The organism is Streptomyces sp. CS113 (assembly GCF_002188365.1).
In the GTDB taxonomy this organism is placed as follows: domain Bacteria; phylum Actinomycetota; class Actinomycetes; order Streptomycetales; family Streptomycetaceae; genus Streptomyces; species Streptomyces tendae.
Window position 1 is genome coordinate 5,973,941 of the sequence record NZ_KZ195574.1, and the last position, 20,832, is coordinate 5,994,772.

At 71.4% G+C, this 20,832-nt stretch carries 19 protein-coding genes; 14 read left to right on the forward strand and 5 right to left on the reverse strand.

Features of this window, described 5'->3' with window-relative positions:
• Window positions 1-341: 341 nt before the first annotated feature.
• The 14 genes from B9W62_RS26680 to B9W62_RS26745 all read left to right on the forward strand — a co-directional run bounded on the left by B9W62_RS26680 (window position 342) and on the right by B9W62_RS26745 (window position 13,780).
• Complete coding sequence (locus B9W62_RS26680) at window positions 342-1,352, forward strand: ABC transporter ATP-binding protein (protein WP_179235685.1); 1,011 nt, start codon at window positions 342-344, stop codon at window positions 1,350-1,352.
• Complete coding sequence (locus tag B9W62_RS26685) at window positions 1,349-2,113, forward strand: MlaE family ABC transporter permease (RefSeq protein WP_059299236.1); 765 nt, start codon at window positions 1,349-1,351, stop codon at window positions 2,111-2,113. The genes B9W62_RS26680 and B9W62_RS26685 overlap by 4 nt, the downstream gene beginning before the upstream one ends.
• A gap of 6 nt (window positions 2,114-2,119) precedes the next feature.
• On the forward strand, window positions 2,120-2,926 hold the full coding sequence (locus B9W62_RS26690; RefSeq protein WP_007388461.1) for an MlaE family ABC transporter permease: 807 nt from the start codon (window positions 2,120-2,122) through the stop codon (window positions 2,924-2,926).
• A 1-nt stretch (window position 2,927) separates the two neighbouring features.
• Window positions 2,928-4,184, forward strand: a complete 1,257-nt coding sequence (locus B9W62_RS26695) for an MCE family protein (RefSeq protein WP_087809535.1) — start codon at window positions 2,928-2,930, stop codon at window positions 4,182-4,184.
• Entirely contained in the window at window positions 4,181-5,245 is a 1,065-nt protein-coding gene (locus B9W62_RS26700; protein ID WP_087809536.1) for an MCE family protein, read from the forward strand. The genes B9W62_RS26695 and B9W62_RS26700 overlap by 4 nt, the downstream gene beginning before the upstream one ends.
• Window positions 5,242-6,294 (forward strand): MCE family protein, encoded by a 1,053-nt coding sequence (locus B9W62_RS26705; protein WP_087809537.1) that lies wholly within the window; start codon window positions 5,242-5,244, stop codon window positions 6,292-6,294. Before B9W62_RS26700 ends, B9W62_RS26705 begins: the two co-directional genes overlap by 4 nt.
• Window positions 6,294-7,352: an MCE family protein gene (locus tag B9W62_RS26710; protein ID WP_256976594.1), complete on the forward strand. Its 1,059-nt coding sequence runs from the start codon at window positions 6,294-6,296 to the stop codon at window positions 7,350-7,352. The genes B9W62_RS26705 and B9W62_RS26710 overlap by 1 nt, the downstream gene beginning before the upstream one ends.
• Window positions 7,349-8,485, forward strand: a complete 1,137-nt coding sequence (locus B9W62_RS26715; protein WP_087809538.1) for an MCE family protein — start codon at window positions 7,349-7,351, stop codon at window positions 8,483-8,485. Before B9W62_RS26710 ends, B9W62_RS26715 begins: the two co-directional genes overlap by 4 nt.
• Window positions 8,482-9,771, forward strand: a complete 1,290-nt coding sequence (locus B9W62_RS26720) for an MlaD family protein (RefSeq protein ID WP_087809539.1) — start codon at window positions 8,482-8,484, stop codon at window positions 9,769-9,771. Before B9W62_RS26715 ends, B9W62_RS26720 begins: the two co-directional genes overlap by 4 nt.
• Complete coding sequence (locus B9W62_RS26725; protein WP_087809540.1) at window positions 9,768-10,277, forward strand: hypothetical protein; 510 nt, start codon at window positions 9,768-9,770, stop codon at window positions 10,275-10,277. Before B9W62_RS26720 ends, B9W62_RS26725 begins: the two co-directional genes overlap by 4 nt.
• On the forward strand, window positions 10,277-10,987 hold the full coding sequence (locus B9W62_RS26730; protein ID WP_087809541.1) for a hypothetical protein: 711 nt from the start codon (window positions 10,277-10,279) through the stop codon (window positions 10,985-10,987). The genes B9W62_RS26725 and B9W62_RS26730 overlap by 1 nt, the downstream gene beginning before the upstream one ends.
• A gap of 25 nt (window positions 10,988-11,012) precedes the next feature.
• Complete coding sequence (locus B9W62_RS26735) at window positions 11,013-11,561, forward strand: nuclear transport factor 2 family protein (protein ID WP_087809542.1); 549 nt, start codon at window positions 11,013-11,015, stop codon at window positions 11,559-11,561.
• 48 nt (window positions 11,562-11,609) lie between these two features.
• Entirely contained in the window at window positions 11,610-12,389 is a 780-nt protein-coding gene (locus B9W62_RS26740; protein WP_087809543.1) for a hypothetical protein, read from the forward strand.
• A 116-nt stretch (window positions 12,390-12,505) separates the two neighbouring features.
• Window positions 12,506-13,780 carry a lytic transglycosylase domain-containing protein gene (locus B9W62_RS26745; RefSeq protein WP_087809544.1) on the forward strand — a complete coding sequence of 425 codons (1,275 nt, stop codon included), beginning with the start codon at window positions 12,506-12,508 and terminating at the stop codon, window positions 13,778-13,780.
• A gap of 15 nt (window positions 13,781-13,795) precedes the next feature.
• Here B9W62_RS26745 and B9W62_RS26750 read toward each other — a convergent pair whose 3' ends face one another.
• The 5 genes from B9W62_RS26750 to chvE all read right to left on the reverse strand — a co-directional run bounded on the left by B9W62_RS26750 (window position 13,796) and on the right by chvE (window position 20,756).
• On the reverse strand, window positions 13,796-15,472 hold the full coding sequence (locus B9W62_RS26750; RefSeq protein ID WP_087809545.1) for a pyridoxal phosphate-dependent aminotransferase: 1,677 nt from the start codon (window positions 15,470-15,472) through the stop codon (window positions 13,796-13,798).
• A 116-nt stretch (window positions 15,473-15,588) separates the two neighbouring features.
• On the reverse strand, window positions 15,589-16,737 hold the full coding sequence (locus tag B9W62_RS26755; protein WP_179235686.1) for an aldose epimerase family protein: 1,149 nt from the start codon (window positions 16,735-16,737) through the stop codon (window positions 15,589-15,591).
• 67 nt (window positions 16,738-16,804) lie between these two features.
• Window positions 16,805-18,049 carry a multiple monosaccharide ABC transporter permease gene (gene mmsB / locus B9W62_RS26760; protein ID WP_087809546.1) on the reverse strand — a complete coding sequence of 415 codons (1,245 nt, stop codon included), beginning with the start codon at window positions 18,047-18,049 and terminating at the stop codon, window positions 16,805-16,807.
• Window positions 18,046-19,614, reverse strand: coding sequence for a multiple monosaccharide ABC transporter ATP-binding protein (mmsA, locus tag B9W62_RS26765; RefSeq protein WP_087809547.1), 1,569 nt, complete (start codon window positions 19,612-19,614; stop codon window positions 18,046-18,048). The genes mmsB and mmsA overlap by 4 nt, the downstream gene beginning before the upstream one ends.
• Window positions 19,615-19,646: 32 nt before the next feature.
• Window positions 19,647-20,756, reverse strand: coding sequence for a multiple monosaccharide ABC transporter substrate-binding protein (gene chvE / locus B9W62_RS26770; protein WP_087812122.1), 1,110 nt, complete (start codon window positions 20,754-20,756; stop codon window positions 19,647-19,649).
• Between the last annotated feature and the right edge of the window lie 76 nt (window positions 20,757-20,832).

The following is a 20,832-nucleotide window of genomic DNA, read 5'->3' on the forward strand; positions in this document are numbered from 1 at the left end:
GTGTTGCCCGCCGAGGTTACTCGGCCGTAACGTGCCGGTGCGGTGCTCGGTTCCAGGTCGGTGGCCCCCGTCGGCCGGAGCCATGGCGGACACGTTCCGGCCCGTCCTCCCGTCGGGAGAGGGTGTCCGCCGTCGGGGTCCCGCGGAATCCACACCCCCCGGAACCGCGAGACCCTGCCCTGTCTCCCCGGAGACAAGTACGGGCCGGGCGGGTTGTCAGCGCGGTGACAAGTTCGGCGGGGGCGCCGGAGATCCGTGCCGCACCCGTTGTCAGTGCGCTCGGGGCCGACTTAACGTGCGGGCCCGCAGCGCGTATCCGATTGGCGTCCGCTGGAGGTGATATGGGAATCGAAGTGGTGGTCGAGGGCCTGACCAAGTCCTTCGGTAAGCAGAGCATCTGGCGGGACGTGTCACTCACTCTTCCGGCCGGAGAGGTCAGCGTCATGCTGGGCCCGTCCGGAACCGGTAAGACCGTTTTCCTGAAGTCGCTCATAGGGCTGCTCAAACCCGAGAAGGGCCGTGTCCTCATCAACGGGGTGGACATGGTGAACAGTCCGGAAAGAGACATCTACGAGACCCGTAAACTGTTCGGTCTCATGTTCCAGGACGGCGCCCTCTTCGGGTCCATGTCCCTTTTCGACAACATCGCCTTCCCGCTGCGCGAGCACACCCGCAAGAAGGAGTCGGAGATCCGCCGCATCGTCATGGAGCGGATCGAGGTCGTCGGGCTGCTGGGCGCGGAGGGAAAGCTGCCGGGAGAGATCAGCGGAGGCATGCGCAAGCGGGCCGGACTGGCCCGCGCGCTCGTCCTCGACCCGCAGATCATCCTGTGCGACGAACCGGACTCCGGGCTCGACCCGGTCCGCACCGCCTACATCTCCCAGCTGCTGATCGACCTGAACGCGCAGCTCGACGCGACGATGCTGATCGTCACCCACAACCTCGACATCGCCGCCACCGTGCCCGACAACATGGGGATGCTCTTCCTGCGCCAACTCGTCACCTTCGGCCCGCGCGAGGTCCTGCTCACCAGTGACGAGCCGGTCGTGTCCCAGTTCCTCGGCGGCCGGCGCGAGGGACCCATCGGGATGTCCGAGGAGAAGGACGCGGCCACCCTCGCCGCCGAGGCGGACGCCGCCCCCGCGGCCCCCGCCGCGCCCCGGGTGATCGTGCCGCAGCTGGAGCCCTCGCCCGGCCTGCCGCCGCGCCAGGCCGTGGCCCGCCGACGCCGGCGCGTCCTGGACATGATCGACACACTGCCGCCCGCCGCGCGGTCCGCCATCCGGGACACCTACGCCAAGAACTCCGAGGCCGCCACGCTGCCGATGCCCGCCGCCGGGAGCGGCGCGTGATCACCGGCGCCCTGCGGCAGACCGGACGGCTCTTCGCACTCGCCGCCGAAGTCGTCCGGGCCGTCTTCCGAAGACCCTTCCAGTTCCGCGAGTTCGTCGAGCAGTTCTGGTTCGTCGCCAGCGTCACCATCCTGCCCGCCGCCCTGGTCTCGATCCCGTTCGGCGCCGTCATCGCCCTCCAGGTCGGCTCCCTGACCGAGCAGCTGGGCGCCCAGTCGTTCACCGGCGGCGCCAGCGTCCTCGCCGTCGTCCAGCAGGCCAGCCCGCTCATCGTCGCCCTGCTCATCGCCGGCGCCGGCGGCTCGGCGATCTGCGCCGACCTCGGCTCCCGCAAGATCCGCGAGGAACTCGACGCGATGGAGGTCATGGGCGTATCGCCGGTGCAGCGCCTGGTCGTGCCCCGGGTGCTGGCCGCCATGGGCGTCGCGGTCCTGCTCAACGGCCTGGTCTCCGTCGTCGGCATCCTCGGCGGCTACTTCTTCAACGTCATCATGCAGGGCGGAACCCCCGGCGCCTACCTCTCCAGCTTCTCCGCCCTCGCCCAGCTGCCCGACCTCTACGTCAGCGAACTCAAGGCGCTGGTCTTCGGGTTCATCGCGGGCATCGTCGCCGCCTACCGGGGCCTCAACCCGCGCGGCGGCCCCAAGGGCGTCGGCGACGCCGTCAACCAGTCCGTCGTCATCACCTTCCTGCTGCTCTTCTTCGTCAACATGGTGATGACGGCCGTCTACCTCCAGATCGTCCCGCCGAAGGGAGGCTGAGGACCGATGGCCTCCCCACTCGTCTGGCTCGACCGCTCCGGCGACCAACTCCTCTTTTACGTACGGGCCCTGCTGTGGATCCCGCGGACCCTGCGCCGCTACCTCAAGGAGGTGCAGCGGCTGCTGGCCGAGGTGGCCTTCGGCTCCGGCGGCCTGGGCGTCATCGGCGGCACCATCGGCGTGATGATCGCGATGACGCTCTTCACCGGGACCGTCGTCGGACTCCAGGGCTACGCGGCCCTCGACCAGATCGGCACCGCCGCGTTCACCGGCTTCGTCTCCGCCTACTTCAACACCCGCGAGATCGCCCCCCTGGTCGCCGGACTCGCCCTGTCCGCGACCGTCGGGGCGGGCTTCACCGCCCAGCTCGGCGCCATGCGCATCAACGAGGAGGTCGACGCCCTGGAGGGCATGGGCATCCGCTCCATGCCGTACCTCGTCACCACCCGCATCATCGCCGGCGTCGTCGCCATCATCCCGCTCTACGCCATCGGGCTGCTCTCCTCCTTCCTCGCCTCCCGCTACGTGACCGTCCTGTTCAACGGCCAGTCCCGGGGGACGTACGACCACTACTTCAACCTCTTCCTGTCCCCGACGGACGTGCTGCTCTCCGTCCTGAAGGTGCTGATCTTCAGCGTGATGGTGATCGTCGCCCACTGCTACTACGGCTACCGCGCCTCCGGCGGCCCCGCCGGAGTCGGCGTCGCCGTCGGCCGGTCCGTGCGCAACGCCATCGTGCTGATCAGCGTCACCGACTTCTTCCTGTCGCTGGCCCTGTGGGGCGCGACCACGACCGTGAAGGTGGCGGGGTGAGATGAGCCGACCGGATGGACACACACTGCGCCGCCGGCTCGCCGGAATCGTGTTCGTGCTGGTGCCCGCCCTGCTGATCTGGCTGGCCGTCGCCGTCTACGACAAGAGGTTTACCGACTCCGACCCCGTGGTCGTCGAGACCGGCAGCGCCGGCAACCAGATGCACCCGGGCGCCGAGGTGAAACTGCGCGGCGTCGTCGTCGGCGAGGTCCGCGCCATCGACGCCACCGGCGACGGCGCCCGGCTCACCCTCGCCCTGAAGCCCGGCGCGCTGGACGACGTACCGTCCGACGTCCGCGCGCAGATGCTGCCCACCACCCTGTTCGGCGAGCGGTTCGTGGCCCTCGTACCGCCCGCGGACCCCTCGCCCGAGCCGCTGGCCGCCGGAGCCGTCGTCCCCCAGGACCGGTCCGCGAACGCCATCGAACTCCAGCAGGTGCTCGACGACGTCCTGCCGATGCTCACCGCCGTCCAGCCGCAGAAGCTCTCCGCGACCCTGTCCGCCGTCTCGCAGGCCCTCGAAGGGCGCGGCGAACGGCTCGGCGACACACTCACCCTGCTGGACGAGCACCTGGCCGAGTTCAACCCCAACCTGCCCGCCCTCAACCGCGACCTCAAGGAACTCGTGAAGGTCAGCCATGTCTACGCGGACGCGGCGCCCGACATCATCACGGCGCTCACCGACTTCACCACCACCAGCGGCACCCTCGCCGAGCAGGAGGCGGAACTCGCCGCCACCCTCGGTGCCACGACCCGGACGGCCGAGGACGTGACGGCCTTCCTGCGCAAGAACAGGGACAACATCATCCGGCTCGGCGACACCAGCCGCCCCACCCTGGAACTGCTCGCCGAGTACTCTTCGGCCTTCCCGTGCACCCTGCGCACCCTCGCCGACTTCGTGCCCGCCATGGACAAGGCGCTCGGCAAGGGCACCGACCGGCCCGGCATCCACGTCGACGTCACCACCGTCGCCTCGCGCGGCGCCTACCGCCCCGGTCGCGACACCCCGGTGTACGACTCCGGCGGCGGCCCCCGCTGCCCCTCCGTGCCCTATCTCGGCACCCTGCCCCGGCCCACCGCGCGGGCCGCCACCCCCGCGGCCGAGCAGGACCTCGGGCCCGCCAACTCCCCGCAGGAGAACGACCTCGTCAACGAACTCCTCGCCCCCGCCGCCGAGAAGAGCCCCGGCGACCTGCCCGACTGGAGCAGCCTGCTCGTCGGCCCCGTCTACCGCGGTACGGAGGTGACCCTGCGATGACCGGCGCCGACCACGCGCACACCCGGCGCCGTCCGCTGACCGGACCGCTGGTCAAGTCCCTCGTCTTCGTGGTGGTCACCGCCCTCGCCACCACCGTGCTCGGCCTGAGCGTCGCCGGCACCAGTGTCGACTCCGGCCCCGGCACCGGCACCTACAAGGCGCTGTTCACCGACGTCACCGGGCTCACCGACGGCGACAGCGTGCGGATCTCCGGGGTGACGGTCGGCGAGGTGACCGACGTACGCGTGGTGCACCGGCGCACCGCCCAGGTCACCTTCACCGTCCGCGACGACCGCAGGCTGCCCCGCTCGACCACCGCCGCCGTGAAGTACCTCAACATGGTCGGCCAGCGCTACGTCTCCCTCGAACGCGGCAGCGGCGACCTCACCGGCACCCTCCCGGACGGCGGCACCGTCCCCCTGGACCGCACCACGCCCGCGCTCGACCTGACCCTGCTCTTCAACGGCTTCAAGCCGCTGTTCGAGGGCCTCTCCCCGAAGGACGTCAACGAACTCGCCGGATCGATCGTGCAGGTGCTCCAGGGCGAGGGCGCCACCGTCGACAGCCTGATCCGGCACATCGGCTCGCTGGGCACGACCGTCGCCGCCAAGGACAAGGTGATCGGCCAGGTCGTGGAGAACCTCACCACCGTCCTGGACACCCTCAACGAGCGCGAGGACGGCTTCGACGACCTCGTCGTCACCCTCCAGAAACTCGTCAGCGGCTTCAACCAGGACCGCAAACCCCTCGGCGAGGCCGTCGCCGCCATGGGCGACCTGACCACCGTCACCGCGGACCTCCTGGAGGACGGACGCGCCCCCCTCAAGAAGGACATCCGGGAACTGGGCCGGCTCTCCGCCAACCTCGGCGAACACACCCCGCAGATCGAGGACTTCCTGGCGAAGACCCCGGCCAAGATGTCCGCCCTGACCCGGCTGTCCTCCTACGGATCGTGGTTCAACCTCTACCTCTGCGAGGCACGCGTGAGCGGAGTGACCACCTCCGACGGCTCGAAGCCGCCGACCGGCATCGCGATCACCGAATCGAGGTGCCGCGGATGAAGCGCCCCCGCGGGAAGCCGCTGTTCAAGCCGGTCAAGGAGCGCAACCCGGTCGCCGTCGGCGTCGCCGGACTGCTCGTCCTCACCCTGATCGCCCTCCTCGCCTACCACGTCGACCGGCTGCCGTTCGGCGGCGGCACCGCCTACAGCGCCGACTTCTCCGAGGCCGCCGGCCTGGACGAGGGCGACGAGGTGCGCATCGCCGGTGTCAAGGTCGGCCAGGTCACCGGCGTCGCGCTCGACGGCGCCAAGGTCAAGGTCACCTTCGAGGTCGAGGACGCCTGGCTCGGCGACCGGACGACCGCCGCCATCGCCATCAAGACCGTCCTCGGCGACAAGTACCTGGCGCTCGACCCGCTCGGCTCCGGCCGGCAGGACCCCGGCAGCCGCATCCCGCTCGCCCGCACCACCTCCCCCTACGACGTGACCCAGGCCTTCCAGGACCTCAGCGGCACCGTCGACGACATCGACACCGGGAAACTCGCGGAGAGCTTCGAGACCATCTCCGACACCTTCAAGGACTCCCCGCCGCACGTGCGCAAGGCGGCCACCGGCCTGTCCGACCTGTCCGAGTCGATCTCCAAACGGGACGCGAAGCTCTCCGAACTCCTCAAGGGCAGCGCCGAGTTCACCAAGACGCTGGAGAACAACAAGTCCGGTTTCGAGACCCTCATCGAGGACGGCGGCCCGCTGCTCGGCGAACTCCGCGACCGCCGCACCGCCATCAGCGCCCTGCTCAAGGGCAGCCAGGACCTCGGCACCGAACTCGGCGGCCTCGTCAAGGACAACGAGAAGCAGCTCGGCCCCACCCTCAAGGCGCTCGGCCGCGTCACCAGCGTCCTGGAGAAGAACAACACCCAGCTCGGCGAGACCCTCGCGCTGGTCGGCCCGTACTACCGCCTGGTCGGCAACACCCTGGGCAACGGCCGCTGGTTCGACAGCTACCTCTGCGGCGTCGTGCCCCGCGACTACCTGCCCGCGACCTCCCAGCCCGAGACCGGATGCCTGCCGCCGGAACAGCCCGCGGCGGCCCAGGGGAGCGGTGCGTGATGACCCGACGCCGAAAGATCCTCACCGGAGTGCTCGCCCTCGTGGTGCTCGCCGCCGGCGGCCTGGTCGCCGCCCGGGTCCTCGCAGCCGACGGCACCCGCGTCACCGCCTACTTCGACCGCGCCATCGGCGTCTACGCCGGGTCCGACCTGCGCATCCTCGGGGTACGGGTCGGCGAGGTGGAGTCGGTGGACCCCGAGGGCACCCGGGTCCGCGTCGGCCTGCGCCTGGACGAGGGGATCAAGGTCCCCGAGGACGCGCGGGCCGTCGTCGTCGCGCCCAGCGTCGTCGCCGACCGCTATGTGCAGCTCACCCCCGCCTACCGCACGGGCCCCGCCCTCGCCGACGGCGCCGTCCTGCCCGTCTCCCGCACCCATGTCCCCGTCGAGATCGACCAGATCTACGCCTCGATCACCGAACTCGGCGATGCCCTCGGCCCGGACGGCGCCAACGCCGACGGCGCCCTGTCCGAGCTGCTGAGGACCGGCGCCGACAACCTCGACGGCAACGGCGAGGCCATCGGCGACAGCGTGGAGGAGTTCGGCAAGGCCGCCAAGACCCTCGACGGCAGCAGCGGCGACCTGTTCAAGACGCTCTCCAGCCTCCAGACCTTCACCACCATGCTCAAGAACAAGGACACCGACGTGCGCACCGCGCAGGAACGCCTGGACGAGGTCGTCAGCTTCTTCGCCGACAACAAGGACGACCTCACCGGCGCGCTGGAGGAACTCGGCAAGGCCCTCGGCCAGGTGAAGACCTTCATCGAGGACAACCGGGGCGAGCTGAAGAAGAACGTCGACCGGCTCGTCCCCCTCACGCAGACCCTGGTCGAGCAACGGGCCTCGCTGGCCGAGGCACTGGACGTGGCACCGCTGGCCGCGGGCAACGTCGTGAACGCCTACAACCCCGACACCCGCACCCTCGACGGCCGCGGCAACCTCAACGAGATCAGCATGGGCGGCCCGCTGCTGCCGCTGCCCGTGGCCGGTGCGACCGGCGACGCATCCGGCGGTGCCTCGGGCGACGCGCCCGGCGAGGAGAAGGGGGACGGGCGATGAGGCGCGGCAGGATCGGCGCGGGCCGGGCCGCGGGCCTCACCGCCGGCGGGCTGGTCGCCCTCGGTCTCGCCCTCGCCCTGACCCTCGGCGGGGTCACCGTCGTACCGAGCGGCTTCGACGGCATCGAGGACCTGCCGCTGCCCGGCGGCGCCGACCTCGGCGACCACCCCTACACCGTCACCGCGGAACTCCAGGACGTGCTCAGCCTCGTCCCGCACGCCGCGGTCCGGGTCAACGACGTCGCCGTCGGCCGGATCACCGGCATCGAACTCGGCGAGGACGACTGGTCGGCCCGCGTCACCATGGAGATCAACGGCGACGTGCGGCTGCCCGCCGACGCCACCGCACGGCTCGAACAGTCCAGCCTGCTGGGCGAGAAGTACGTGCAGCTCGTCGCGCCCGCCAAGGAGACCGGCACCGGCCGGCTGACGGACGGCAGCGTCATCCCGCTGGCCCGCACCAGCCGCAACACCGAGGTCGAGGAGGTGTTCGGCGCGCTCTCCCTGCTCCTCAACGGTGGCGGCGTCAACCAGCTCAAGACCATCACCCGGGAACTCAACGCCGCGCTCGGCGGCCGCGAACCCGAGGTCCGCTCCCTGCTGAAGCGGGTCAACACGCTGGTCGGCGACCTCGACGACCACCGCGGAGACATCACCGACGCCCTCGACGCCGTCAACCGGCTCTCCTCGACCCTCGCCACCCGCAAGGACGACGTCGGCACCGTCCTCACCGACCTCTCGCCCGGACTGAAGACCCTGGAGAAACAGCGCGGCTCCCTGCTGACCATGCTGCGCTCCCTGGACACGCTGTCCGGCGTCGCCGTCTCCACCATCAACGCGAGCAAGGACGACATGATCGCCGACCTCAAGGCCGTCGCGCCGACGCTGAAGGCGCTCGCCGACGCGGGCACGGACCTGCCCGACTCGCTCCAGGTGCTGCTGACGTACCCGTTCACCGACGAGGTGCTGCGCGGGGTGAAGGGCGACTACCTCAACGCGTACCTCGGCATCGTCGCCCAGCCGGGCACCCAGGTGATCCCGCCGCTGGTGCCCGAGAACACGCCGGCGAAGAAGCGGTCCTCAGCTCCGCTGCCGCTGCCCTCCGTGTCCGAGTCCGGGGGTGACCGCGGGTGATCACCCTGGCCGTACGGCTGAAGAACCTCGCCTTCCTCCTCATCGCCGTCCTCGCCCTGTCCTACCTCGGCATCCGCTACGCCGACCTCGGCCGGTACGTCGGCGTCGCCGACTACTACACCGTGGACGTCCGACTCCCGCGCACCGGCGGCCTGTTCACCCACTCCGACGTCACCTACCGGGGCGTCTCGGTGGGCCGCGTCGGGCCGATCGGCCTCACCGCCGAGGGCGTCGTCGCGGAGCTGCGCATCAAGAAGTCCGCGCCCCGCATCCCCGCCGACACCAAGGCCGTGGTCGCCGGGCTGTCCGCCGTCGGCGAGCAGTACATCGACCTGCGGCCGGAGAGCGACGGCTCGCCCTACCTCGCCGACGGCACCCGCATCGAACAGGCCGACACCGAGGTGCCCGCACCCGTCACCGACGTCCTCACCAGCGTCGACGACCTCGTCAGCTCGGTCCCGCTGGAGGATCTGCGCACGGTCGTCGACGAGTTCGGCAAGGCCTTCGAAGGCCACGGCGACGACCTCCAGGTGCTGCTCGACAGCGGCAGCGACTTCGTCGAGGCGGCCGACCGCGCCCTGCCGTCCACCACCCTCCTCATCAACGACGGCGAGACCGTCCTGCGCACCCAGGCCGAGGAGGCGCAGGCCATCCGCGACTTCGCCGTCGGGGCCAAGGACCTGGCCGCCGCACTCAAGGGCTCCGACGCCGACCTGCGCCGCCTGCTCGCGGTCACCCCCGAGGCCGCCACCCAGGTCAGCGGCCTGCTGCGGGACCTCGACCCCAGCCTCGGCGTCGTCCTCGCCAACCTCCTCACCACCTCCGAGGTCGCCGTCACCCGGCAGCGCGGCATCGAGGAGCTGCTGGTGAAGTACCCGGCGGCCGTCGCCGCGGGCGCCAGCGCCGTCGACGGGGGCAAGCTGAACCTCGGCCTGGCCGTCACCTTCTTCAGCCCCCTGCCCTGCACCGACGGCTACGGCGCCACGCGCTACCGCAACGGCCTCGACCTCGGCACCGCCCCCGCCCTCAACACCGGCGCGGCCTGCACCGCCCCGGCGTCGAGCGGGAAGAACGTGCGCGGCTCGGCCAACGCCCCGAAGGGCGGCGCGGTGCCCGACCCGGCCAGACCGGGCTCCCTGCCCTCCGGCAGCGGCGGCCGGACCACCCCGGTCGAGGACGGCACCCCGGCGGCCCTCCCCGGCGCGCTCGCCCTGCCGGGACAGAGCGGTGAGGCACCGGCCGGCCTGACCGGCCTCCTCGCCCCGGCCACCGGGAGCACGCGATGAGGCGGGCCGGGATCCTCACCGCGGCGGGGCTCGTGCTGGCCCTCGGCGTCTGCGGCACCGGCGCGTGGACGTACGCGCAGGCCCGCACCGACGACGCGCTCGCCCACGGCCGGGAACGGGACGAGGCACTCGCCGACGGGCGGGACGGCATCGCCGTGCTCACCACCCTCGACGCCTCCACCCGGCAGCGGGCGGAGCGGAGCATCCGGGACTGGCGTGCCGTCTCCACCGGGCCGCTGCGCGAGGAACTCGGCGACACCGAGGCGGCGGCCGGAACCTCGGCGCGCGGCACCGTCACCGACGCCGCCGTCACCGCCCTCGACACCCGGTCCGGCACGGCCAAGCTCATCGCCACCGTACGCGTCCAGGTCACCCCGGCCGGGGCGAAGAAGCCGTCCACCGACCGCAAACGCCTGGAGGCGGTCCTGGCCCGCACGGGCGAGGGGGAGTGGAAGGTGCGGGCACTGAGCGCCGTACCGGTGGCGGAAGGGAAGGGCGAGGAGTGATGACACCGACGTGGCTGCTGCGCAGACCCCCTCCACCGGAGCCCGACACGGACCCGGCCCCGCCCCTCGCGGACCCGCCCGGCGGGGACGCGCTCGGCGGGGACGCGGCTGACCGGGACGCGCCGGAGCGGGACGCGCCCGGCCGGGACGCCGGGGACGCGCCCGACGCGGCCGACGCGAAGGGCGTGTCGTACGGGCGCCTGCGGAAGGCGGTCCTGGCCGGGACCGCCGCGGTCCTCGTCCTCGGTGGCTGCGGGTTCTTCTACGCGGCCCACCAAGTGCGGTCGGCCGCACCCGCCCAGAACCGCGCGCTGACCGACACCGAGGCCACCACCCGCGTCGCGGGCGACGTCGGCGACGCCCTCGCCCGGATCTTCTCCTACACGCCGGACGGCACCGCGGCCGCCGAACGCTCCGCACGCACCGTCCTCGACGGCCGCGCCGCCCGCCAGTACGAGACCCTCTTCGCCCGGGTCCGCGACGACCTCACCGAGCAGCGCGTCACCCTGAGCACCCGGGCCGTCCGCACCGGAGTGATCGAACTCGAAGGCGACCGGGCCCGCCTGCTGGTCTTCCTCGACCAGACCTCCCACCGCGGCGACGGAAAGGGCAAGGGCGCCGCCGAGGCCACCACCGCGGCGGCCCAACTCACCGTCACGGCACGGCTCGACGGCGACCGGTGGCGGATCGTCGACATCAAGGCCCGCTGAGCATGCGCGGGAGACTGGAGCACCCATGAAACGCGCGGTCCGCCTCCTCGACGCCGGCCGTTCCCGGCCGCTGGCGGCCCTGGCCCTCGCCCTCACCCTCGTGGCGGGCGGGTTCGCCGCCTGGGCCGGTCAGGACTGGTACGGCGCGGCCCACGACGAGCAGGCCGCCTACGCCGCCCAGCGGGACGCGGCACTCTCCGCCGGTGAGCAGGCCGTGCAGAACCTCAACACGCTCGACCACCGCGAACTGAACCGCGGCCTGGACCTGTGGGAATCGTCGACCACCGGCGAACTGCACGAACAACTCGCCTCCGGACGCGACGAGTTCGCCGCCCAGGTGAAGGAGGCCAAGACGGTGAGCACCGCCCGGGTGCTGTCCGGCGCGGTCACCGAACTCGACGACCGCGCCGGACGCGCCCGGGTGCTGGTCGCCCTGCGCGTCACCGTCAAGGCGGCCGACGGGGCGAAGAGCGACAAGGACAGCCGCATGCTCGGCGAACTCACCCGGACCGGCGGCCGGTGGAAGCTGAGCGCCCTGGGACAGGCACCCGTCGGCGGCACATCGACCGGCTGACCGGGTTCCGTACCGCGAAGCCGGCCGCAGCAAGGAGGACACCGCACCATGTCGACGACCCGTCACCACATCAACCGCCAGCGGCGCCGCCAGGCCCGTGAGACCCGGCCCGCCGCCGCCTCCGCCGGGCACCCGGAACGCACCGAGGACACGCCACTGGGCACCGGTAAGCGCGGCGCCACCGCCGTACTGGAGCCCACGGAGACCGCCACCGCCGATCCGGCCACGGACGGGGCGGCCCCGAAGGCCACCGGGGCCGGGCCGCGCCGCCGCCCCCCGCTCCTCGCGCTGCTCTGCGCGCTCACGGTGCTCCTCGGCGGCTTCGCGGGCTGGGCGCACGCGAAGGCGGAGGGGCTCAGGTCCGAGCCCGCGCGGAGCAACACCGCGCTGACCGACCTCGCCCGCACCAGCGAGATCAAGGGACAGGTGGCCAAGGCCGTCGACCGGCTCTTCTCCTACGACCACGCGGACCCCGGCGCCCTCGACGAGGCGGCCAAGGACCTCCTGACGGGCAAGGCCGTCGACCAGCACCGCGACCTGCTCGCCGACGTCCGCGCCCGGGCCGACGAGCAGAAGGCGGTGATCACCACGACGGTCACCGAGAGCGCGGTCGAACGGATCGACGGCGACCGGGCCCGGGTCCTCGTCTACGCCGACCAGAGCAGCGTCGCCACCACCGGGAAGAAGGCCGCGGCGGACAAGAAGAGCACGGCGGACGGGGCGGCCGCCCAGGACGAGGGCGTGTACGCGGCGGCCATGCTCGCCGTCGACGTCGTGCACCGCGACGGACGCTGGCGGGTCTCCGCCCTGGACACCTTCGGCCGCTGAACCGCACGACCGCGCCCCCCCCGCACGACCGACCGCCCGCACGACCGCCCGCACGACCGACCGCACGAGCGCCCCCCGCCCCCGCATCCCCGACGGATCCGACAGGAGTGACGACCATGTCCGTACGCCGTGCCCGACGCCTGTACCGCGGGCGGGCCCGCAAGGGACTGCGCACGACCGCCCTCGCGGTGGCGGCCATGGCGGCCCTCACCGCGTCCCAGGCCCCCGGCCTCACCGGCGACCCGGAGGACACCCACGCCGGGCCGGCGGCCGACGACCTGAGCCTGCCGACGACGGACGGCCCGTTCGCCGCACTCGCCCCGCCGGGTGACGGCTCCTACCACACCGAACTCCCGCCCCTGAGGACACGTGAGGGCGGACCGGCGGTCTCGCCCGCGCTCGGGCCGGAGATCCGCGCCCAGTCGGGCATCCCGGCCACCGTGCTGCGCGCCTACCGTGCCGCCGAGACCGCCGTCGGCGGGACGGACCCGGGCTGCCGGCTGCCCTGGGAACTGCTCGCGGCGATCGGCAAGGTCGAGTCCGGCCAGGCACGCGGCGGCGCGGTGGACCGGAACGGCACGACCCTCGGCCGTATCACCGGACCGCCCCTCAACGGCCGGGGCTTCGCCCTGATCCGGGACACCGACGGCGGCGCCCACGACGGCGACACGGTGTACGACCGGGCGGTGGGCCCGATGCAGTTCCTGCCCTCCACCTGGGCCCGCTGGGGCGCCGACGGCAACCGGGACGGCCGCGCCGACCCGAACAACATCTTCGACGCGGCGCTGGCGGCCGGGCACTACCTGTGCGCCGGCGACCGGGACCTGGGCCGGGCGGCGGACCTGGACCGAGCGGTCCTCAGCTACAACAACTCCCGGACCTACCTCGAACTGGTCCGGCACTGGCTGGAGTTCTACAGCCGGGGAGTCCACCCCGTCCCCGACGGCAAGGGCGTCGTCCCGAAGAGCCCCGGCGCGGGCGGCGACACCCCGGCGACCGAGCCCGTCGACGGAGGCAGCGGAGGCAGCGGAGGCGGTGGCGGCAACGGCGGCGGGAACGGCGGCGGAGGCGGCCAGGACGGCATCGACATCGGCCCGGACCCGGGCACCACGCCGGGCACCCCCGGGCCGTCCCCGTCCCGCCCCGTGCCGTCCACGGCACCGGACCCGTCCTCGTCGCCGTCGCTCCCGACGCACCCGGGCACCTCCGCGCCGCCCACCGAGTCCCCGGACCCCTCGCCGGACCCGACCGGCCCGGACCCGTCGCCGACCCCGACGGACGACTGCGCCACGGCACCGGAATCCCCGTCCGCCTCTGCCGACCCCACGGCCTCCCCGACGGGCTCGCCCTGCCCGACGCCGTCGGACACCCAGGCCGCCGCGGCCGGGTAGGGGAGCCCGGCGGGATCAGCCCGCCTGGCCCATGCCCGCCGCGTTCGGCCAGCCCGTGGCCGGGACCGACTCCAGACCGTTGGTGCCCCGGACCTGGGCGGCGGTGAGGCCCCCGCGGGCCGGGACGCCGGGCGGGGTGGGGCCGACGGGCGGTGGATACGCGGCGGCCGCGGCGGGCGCCGGAACCGGCGCGGGCGCGGGCTGCGGGACCGGTGCCGGGTGGGGGACCGGCACCGGCCCGGGGTACGGCACCGGCTGGGGCACCGGCACCGGCTGCGGCACCGGCGGCGGGCCGGGCACGGTGGCCGCCGCCGGAGCGACGGGCACCCCGACGGGCACACCGCCGGGCACCGCGACGGGCACCGCGGCGGGGAGCGGAACCCCGGTACCCGTGCCGGTGCCGGTGCCGGGGGACGGAGTGGCGGCGAGCCCCGGGGCACCGGCACCGGCGGTCTGGGCGGTGATCGCGCGCATGCCGGAGCCGTTGGTCTCGTACATCAGGCGGTCCACCGCCGCCGTGCCCGAGCTGTAGCCGGTACCGGTGGCCGGCCCGGGCACGGCGGCTCCCCTCCCGGCCCCGTAGAGCACCTGTTCCAGGCCGGACACCAGGCGACGCACGTCCGCCTGGGGGCGCACCACGAGACGCAGGAAGCGGCTGGACGAACCGATCTTGTTGCCGCACTCCCGGACCAGCACCCGGTGCTCGGTGAGCATGCGGTCGCGCACGGCGGTGCCCTCCGCGCCGACCGGAAGCCGCACGAAGAGGAAGTTGCCCTGGGAGGGGTAGACGGTCAGGCCGGGCAGCGCGGACAGCTGGGCGGCCATCTCCAGGCGGTCGCGGCGCACCTGGTGCAGGCTCCGCGCGTACTCGGGGCCGTGGTCGCGCAGCATGAACACCACGTGCTCCGCGAAGGAGTTGAGGTTCCACTTGGGCAGCATGGCGCGCACCCGGCCCGCGAGCGCGGGGTTGGCGACGAGGTAGCCGAAGCGGATGCCGTGCAGTCCGAAGTTCTTGCCGAGGCTGCGCAGCACGACGACGTTGGGCCGCAGCATCGCCTCCTGCACCACGCTGGGTTCGGCCTCCGCGTCGGCGAACTCCAGGAAGGACTCGTCGATCACGACGAGGTCCCGGTCGGCCATCGCGTCCATGAACTGCACCAGCGCCTGCTTGTGCAGATAGCCGCCGTCGGGGTTGTTGGGGTTGCAGACGACCACGGCCCGGGTGCCCCTGGCCCGGACGAACTCGGCGTACCGGGCGAGGTCGAGGGCGAAGCCGCCGGCCTCCTGGAGCGGGAACATGTCGACCCGCTTGCCGGTCTCCATGGGCTGGTCGGTCCAGCGGCCGAAGGTGGGGACGGGGACGGCGAGGGACTCCCGGACCAGCAGGTGGTCGATCCAGGTGATCAGCTCGGTGGAGCCGTTGCCCATCGCCACGCACTGCGGCGGGAGCTGGAGCAGACTGCACAGCTCGGCGGTGATGGTGTCGGCGCTGCTCGGGTAGTACGTGACGATGTCGCGCAGCCGGGCGGCCATCTCCTCGAACATCGCCGGGGTGGGGAAGTACGGGTTGCAGGGGATGCAGAAGTCCACCGGTCCCGCCCCCGCCGCCTCGCCGCTCTCCCGCGCCAGCGCCGCCATCGAGGGGCTGTGCGCCGCGGTGCTGCGGAACAACGAGGTGACGTTGCCGGACAAGTGGACCTCCGTAAGTGGGCGGCCCGTGCGGGGGACACGGGCCGCCCTCGTATACGGAGGCGGACGGGGCACCGTTCAACACGTGTGAAGAAAGTGTGCCCGCGCCCCGCCGTCGCCTAGGCGTCGAACGAGTGCACCGTCGACGTCCGGTACGTCTCGCCGGGCCGCAGCACCGTCGACGGGAACGACGGCTGGTTCGGCGAGTCCGGGTAGTGCTGCGTCTCCAGGCACAGGGCGTCGCCCTGGCGGTAGAGGGAGCCGCCGGTGCCGGTCAGGGTGCCGTCGAGGAAGTTGCCCGAGTAGAACTGGAGCCCGGGCTGGTCGGTGGCGATGCGCAGGGTGCGGCCGGAGGCGTTCTCGCGCAGGGTGGCGATGTGCTCGGGGCGGTCGGTGATGCCCTTGTCGAGCACCCAGTTGTGGTCGAAGCCCTTGGCGGTGACCAGCTGCGGGTGGGCGTCCCGGATGTCCCGGCCGATCGGCTTGGAGCGCCGGAAGTCGAAGGGCGTGCCGGAGACCCGGGCCAGCTCGCCGGTGGGGATCAGACCCGCGTCGGTGGGCGTGTAGCGGGAGGCGGCGATCGACAGCTCGTGGTCCTCGATCGTGCCGCTGCCCTCGCCGGCCAGGTTCCAGTAGACGTGGCTGGTGAGGTTGACGACGGTGGCCTTGTCGGTGGTGGCCTCGTAGTCGATGCGCCAGTCGCCGCGCCGGGTGAGGGTGTACGTCACCTTCGCCCGGAGCGTGCCCGGGTAGCCCATCTCGCCGTCGACGCTGGTGTAGTGGAGCACCAGGCCGGTGTCCGAGCCGTGGGTGAAGGGCTCGACGTCCCACACCCGGTAGTCGAAGCCCAGGGCGCCGCCGTGCAGGGAGTTCTCCCCGTCGTTGACGGAGAGCTGGTACTCCTTGCCGTCCAGGGTGAAGCGGCCCTTGGCGATGCGGTTGCCGTACCGCCCGATCAGGGCGCCGAAGTGCGGGCTGCGGGCGACGTAGTCGTCGAGGTTGTCGAAGCCCAGCGACACGTTGGCGTAGCGGCCCCGGCGGTCCGGGATCTCCAGCGACTGCACGACGCCGCCGTACGACAGCACCTTCATCCGCGTGCCGCCGTTCTCCAGCGACCAGCGGTACACCTTCGTTCCGTCGGCCAGTTTGCCGAAGAGTTCCTTCACGGGTTTCCTGCCTCCCGACGCGTGCGCCGTGCCGCCGACCGCGGTGGCGGCCACCCCGGCCGCCGCCGCCGACGCGATGACCGTTCGTCTGCTCAGTTCCATACGTGCGGCTCCTGTACTTCCGTGAGAAGAAGCGGGCCCCGCCGTGAGTGGCGGGGCCCGAGATCCGTTACGAACCGACCCTGCGCTTGTTCCACACGTCGAACCCGACCGCCGCCAGCAGCACCGCGCCCTTGATGACCTGCTGCCAGTCGGTGCCGATGCCGACGAGGTTCATGCCGTTGTTCAGCACGCCCAGGACCAGACCGCCGATGATCGCGCCGAGGACCGTGCCGACGCCGCCGCTCATCGACGCGCCGCCGATGAACGAGGCGGCGATGGCCTCCAGCTCGAAGTTGAGGCCCGCCTTGGGCGAGGCCGCGTTGAAGCGGGCGGCGAAGACCAGACCCGCCAGGGCCGCGAGCATGCCCATGTTCAGGAAGACCAGGAAGGTGACCTTCTTGTCCTTCACGCCCGACAGCTTGGCCGCCGGCAGGTTGCCGCCGATGGCGTAGATGTGGCGGCCGATGATCGCGTTGCGCATCAGGTAGCCGAAGCCGACCACCAGCACGCCCAGGATGAGCAGCACGATCGGGGCGCCCTTGTAGCTGGCCAGCAGCAGCGTGACCACGAGGACCGCGGCGATCAGCGCGACCAGCTTGAGCAGGAACAGGTTGAGCGGCGGCACCTCGAGGGCGAACTCCTGCTGCCGCTTGCGGTCGCGGACCTCCTGGTAGACCACGAAGGCGATCAGGGCGAAGCCCAGCAGCAGGGTGAGGTTGTGGTAGTTGGTGTTCGGGCCGACCTCGGGCAGGAAGCCGTTGGCGATCTTCTGGAGGTCCTTCGGGAACGGGCCGAGGGTCTGGCCCTTGAGGAAGATCTCCGTCAGACCGCGGAAGAGCAGCATGCCCGCGAGGGTCACGATGAACGACGGTATGCCGAGGTAGGCGATGAAGAAGCCCTGTACGGCGCCGGCGGCGGCACCGATGGCCAGGCAGAGGATCACCGCCACCGGCCAGGGCAGGTCGTGGTTGACCATCAGGACGGCGGCCGTCGCGCCGACGAAGGCGGTCAGTGAGCCCACCGACAGGTCGATGTGGCCCGCGATGATGACGAGCATCATGCCGATCGCGAGGATCAGGATGTAGCTGTTCTGCAACACCAGGTTGGAGACGTTGCGCGGCAGCAGCAGGTCGCCGTCGGACCACACCGCGAACAGCACCACGATCAGGCCGAGGGCCATCAGCATGCCGTACTGGCGCATGTTGCGGCGCATGCCGTCGAGCATCAGGTGCAGCAGTCCGCCGCCGGAGGCCGAACCCTCATCGCCGGGCGGCGCCGGTGCCGGGGTCTTGGCGGTCACGTCGGTGCTCATCGGCTTACCTCTTCGTCCTTCCGGTCCATCTTGTCCTTCGTCATCTGCCGCATCAGCGCTTCCTGTGAGGCCTCGGCCCGCGAGAACTCACCGGTCAGCCGCCCCGCGGCCATCGTGTAGATGCGGTCGCACATGCCGAGCAGCTCCGGCAGTTCGGACGAGATGAACACGACCGCCTTGCCCTCGGCCGCCAGGCGGTCGATGACCGTGTAGATCTCGTACTTGGCGCCCACGTCGATGCCGCGGGTGGGCTCGTCCAGGATCAGCACCTCGGGACCCGCGAAGATCCATTTGCTGAGGACGACCTTCTGCTGGTTCCCGCCGGACAGCTTGCCGACCGGCTCGAAGACGGTCGGCGCCTTGATGTTCATCGACTTGCGGTAGTCCTCGGCGACCTGCCGCTCGCCGTGCTCGTCGACCACGCCCCGCTTGGAGACCTTGCCCAGCGCGGTGAGCGAGATGTTCCGGTTGATGGTGTCGATGAGGTTGAGGCCGTAGTGCTTGCGGTCCTCGGTGACGTAGGCGATCCCGTGCCCGACCGCCTCGGGGACGGTCTTCGTACGGATCTCCCTGCCGTCCCTGAGCACCGTGCCGCCCGCGTGCCGGCCGTAGGTGCGGCCGAAGACGCTCATCGCCAGTTCGGTGCGGCCGGCGCCCATGAGTCCGGCGATGCCGACGATCTCGCCGCGCCGCACCTCGATCGAGACGTCGTCGACGACCTTGCGCTGCTGGTCGATGGGGTGGTGCACGGTCCAGTTGCGGATCTCCAGGGCCGGGGCCGTGCCCTCCTCGGGCTGGTGCGGGGTCCGCTCCGGGAAGCGGTTCTCCAGGTCGCGGCCGACCATCCCGCTGATGATCCGGTCCTCGGTCGTCTCCGCGGCCTTCACGTCGAGCGTCTCGATGGAGCGCCCGTCGCGGATGATCGTGACCGAGTCGGCGACCCGGCGGATCTCGTTCAGCTTGTGCGAGATGATGATCGAGGTGATGCCCTGCTCCTTCAACTGAAGGATCAGGTCGAGGAGTTTGCCGCTGTCCTCGTCGTTGAGCGCCGCCGTGGGCTCGTCGAGGATGAGCAGCTTCACCTTCTTCGACAGCGCCTTGGCGATCTCCACCAGCTGCTGCTTGCCCACGCCGATGTCGGCGACGCGGGTCTCGGGGTGCTCGTCGAGACCGACCCGGCGCAGCAGTTCGGTGGCGTGCCTGAGGGTGTCGTTCCAGTTGATCAGTCCGCGCTTGGCGTGCTCGTTGCCGAGGAAGATGTTCTCCGCGATCGACAGGTACGGCACCAGGGCCAGCTCCTGGTGGATGATCACGATGCCGTGCTGCTCGCTCGCCCGGATGTCCTTGAACCGGCAGGTCTCGCCCTCGAAGAGGACGTCACCTTCGTAACTGCCGTGCGGATGTACTCCGGAGAGCACCTTCATCAGGGTGGACTTGCCGGCGCCGTTCTCCCCGCAGATGGCGTGGACCTCGCCCTGGCGAACGGTCAGCGTGACGTCCGACAGCGCTTTGACACCGGGAAAGGTCTTGACGATCGAGCGCATTTCCAGGACGGGTCCCGCCATGGTCGTGCCTTCCAATCCTTGAGGGGGCCCGGTTAGTTGAGCTTGTCCGCGGAGTAGTAGCCGCCGTCGACGAGGACCTTCTCCCAGTTGCTCTTGTCGACGCTGACCGGCTGGAGCAGGTAGGCGGGGACGACCTTGGCACCGTTGTCGTACGACTTGGTGTCGTTGACCTCGGGCTTCTTGTCGTCCAGGACCGCGTCGACCATGTTCGCGGCGACCTTGGCGAGCTCGCGCAGGTCCTTGAAGACGGTCTGGGTCTGCTGGCCCGCCTTGATCGACTTCACCGAGGCGATCTCGGCGTCCTGGCCGGTGACGACCGGCATGGCCTTGCTGCCGGAGCCGTAGCCGTCCGACTTCAGGGCGGACAGGATGCCGATGGAGATGCCGTCGTAGGGCGAGAGCACCGCGTCGACCCGGGCGCTGCGGTAGCTGGAGGTGAGCAGGTCGTCCATGCGCTTCTGGGCGGTGCCGCCGTCCCAGCGCAGGGTGGTGACCTGGTTGAGGTCGGTCTGCTTGGAGCGGACGACCAGCTGGCCCTTGTCCATGTACGGCTTCAGGACCTTCATCGCGCCGTTGAAGAAGTACCGGGTGTTGTTGTCGTCGTTGGAGCCGGCGAACAGCTCGATGTTGAAGGGGCCCTTCTTGCCCGCCTTCAGGCCGAGCTTGTCGACGATGTAGCCGCCTTGCAGCTCGCCGACCTTCTCGTTGTCGAACGAGGCGTAGTAGTCGACGTTCTCCGTGCCGAGGATCAGCCGGTCGTAGGAGATGACCGGGATGTCGGCGTCCTTGGCCTGCTGCATGACGTTGCCGAGGGACTTGTTGTCGATCGCGGCCACGATCAGCGCGTCCACGCCCTGCGTGATCATGTTCTCGATCTGCGAGACCTGCTGGTCCGGGTCGTCCTCGCCGAAGACCAGCTTGGTCTTGAAGCCCTTGGCCTTCAGTTCCTTCTCGACGTTGGCGCCGTCGGTGATCCAGCGCTCGGAGGACTTGGTCGGCATCGCGATGCCGACGGTGGCGCCGTCGCTGCCCGACTTGTCCTCCTCGCTGCCGCCCTCGCCGCTCTGGCCGCAGGCGGTCAGGGTGAGGGCGAGCGAGGCGGCGGAGGCTATCGCGGCGAGTGCGGCTCTGCGGTTGCGCATGGTCATCATCCTTGAGGTGAGGGCTGGGTCGGCGAGGCAGGTGTGTGGGATTGTGCGCGGTCGTGTCGTCTTTTGA

Excerpts from the sequence above, each read along its gene's own strand:
- mmsB (WP_087809546.1), bottom strand. The coding sequence starts at position 18,049 with ATGAGCACCGACGTGACCGCCAAGACCCCGGCACCGGCGCCGCCCGGC.
- B9W62_RS26695 (WP_087809535.1), top strand. The coding sequence starts at position 2,928 with ATGAGCCGACCGGATGGACACACACTGCGCCGCCGGCTCGCCGGAATC.
- B9W62_RS26725 (WP_087809540.1), top strand. The coding sequence starts at position 9,768 with ATGAGGCGGGCCGGGATCCTCACCGCGGCGGGGCTCGTGCTGGCCCTC.
- B9W62_RS26690 (WP_007388461.1), top strand. The coding sequence starts at position 2,120 with ATGGCCTCCCCACTCGTCTGGCTCGACCGCTCCGGCGACCAACTCCTC.
- B9W62_RS26735 (WP_087809542.1), top strand. The coding sequence starts at position 11,013 with ATGAAACGCGCGGTCCGCCTCCTCGACGCCGGCCGTTCCCGGCCGCTG.
- B9W62_RS26715 (WP_087809538.1), top strand. The coding sequence starts at position 7,349 with ATGAGGCGCGGCAGGATCGGCGCGGGCCGGGCCGCGGGCCTCACCGCC.
- B9W62_RS26680 (WP_179235685.1), top strand. The coding sequence starts at position 342 with ATGGGAATCGAAGTGGTGGTCGAGGGCCTGACCAAGTCCTTCGGTAAG.
- B9W62_RS26700 (WP_087809536.1), top strand. The coding sequence starts at position 4,181 with ATGACCGGCGCCGACCACGCGCACACCCGGCGCCGTCCGCTGACCGGA.
- B9W62_RS26745 (WP_087809544.1), top strand. The coding sequence starts at position 12,506 with ATGTCCGTACGCCGTGCCCGACGCCTGTACCGCGGGCGGGCCCGCAAG.
- mmsA (WP_087809547.1), bottom strand. The coding sequence starts at position 19,614 with ATGGCGGGACCCGTCCTGGAAATGCGCTCGATCGTCAAGACCTTTCCC.
- B9W62_RS26705 (WP_087809537.1), top strand. The coding sequence starts at position 5,242 with ATGAAGCGCCCCCGCGGGAAGCCGCTGTTCAAGCCGGTCAAGGAGCGC.
- B9W62_RS26710 (WP_256976594.1), top strand. The coding sequence starts at position 6,294 with ATGACCCGACGCCGAAAGATCCTCACCGGAGTGCTCGCCCTCGTGGTG.
- B9W62_RS26755 (WP_179235686.1), bottom strand. The coding sequence starts at position 16,737 with ATGGAACTGAGCAGACGAACGGTCATCGCGTCGGCGGCGGCGGCCGGG.
- chvE (WP_087812122.1), bottom strand. The coding sequence starts at position 20,756 with ATGCGCAACCGCAGAGCCGCACTCGCCGCGATAGCCTCCGCCGCCTCG.
- B9W62_RS26740 (WP_087809543.1), top strand. The coding sequence starts at position 11,610 with ATGTCGACGACCCGTCACCACATCAACCGCCAGCGGCGCCGCCAGGCC.
- B9W62_RS26730 (WP_087809541.1), top strand. The coding sequence starts at position 10,277 with ATGACACCGACGTGGCTGCTGCGCAGACCCCCTCCACCGGAGCCCGAC.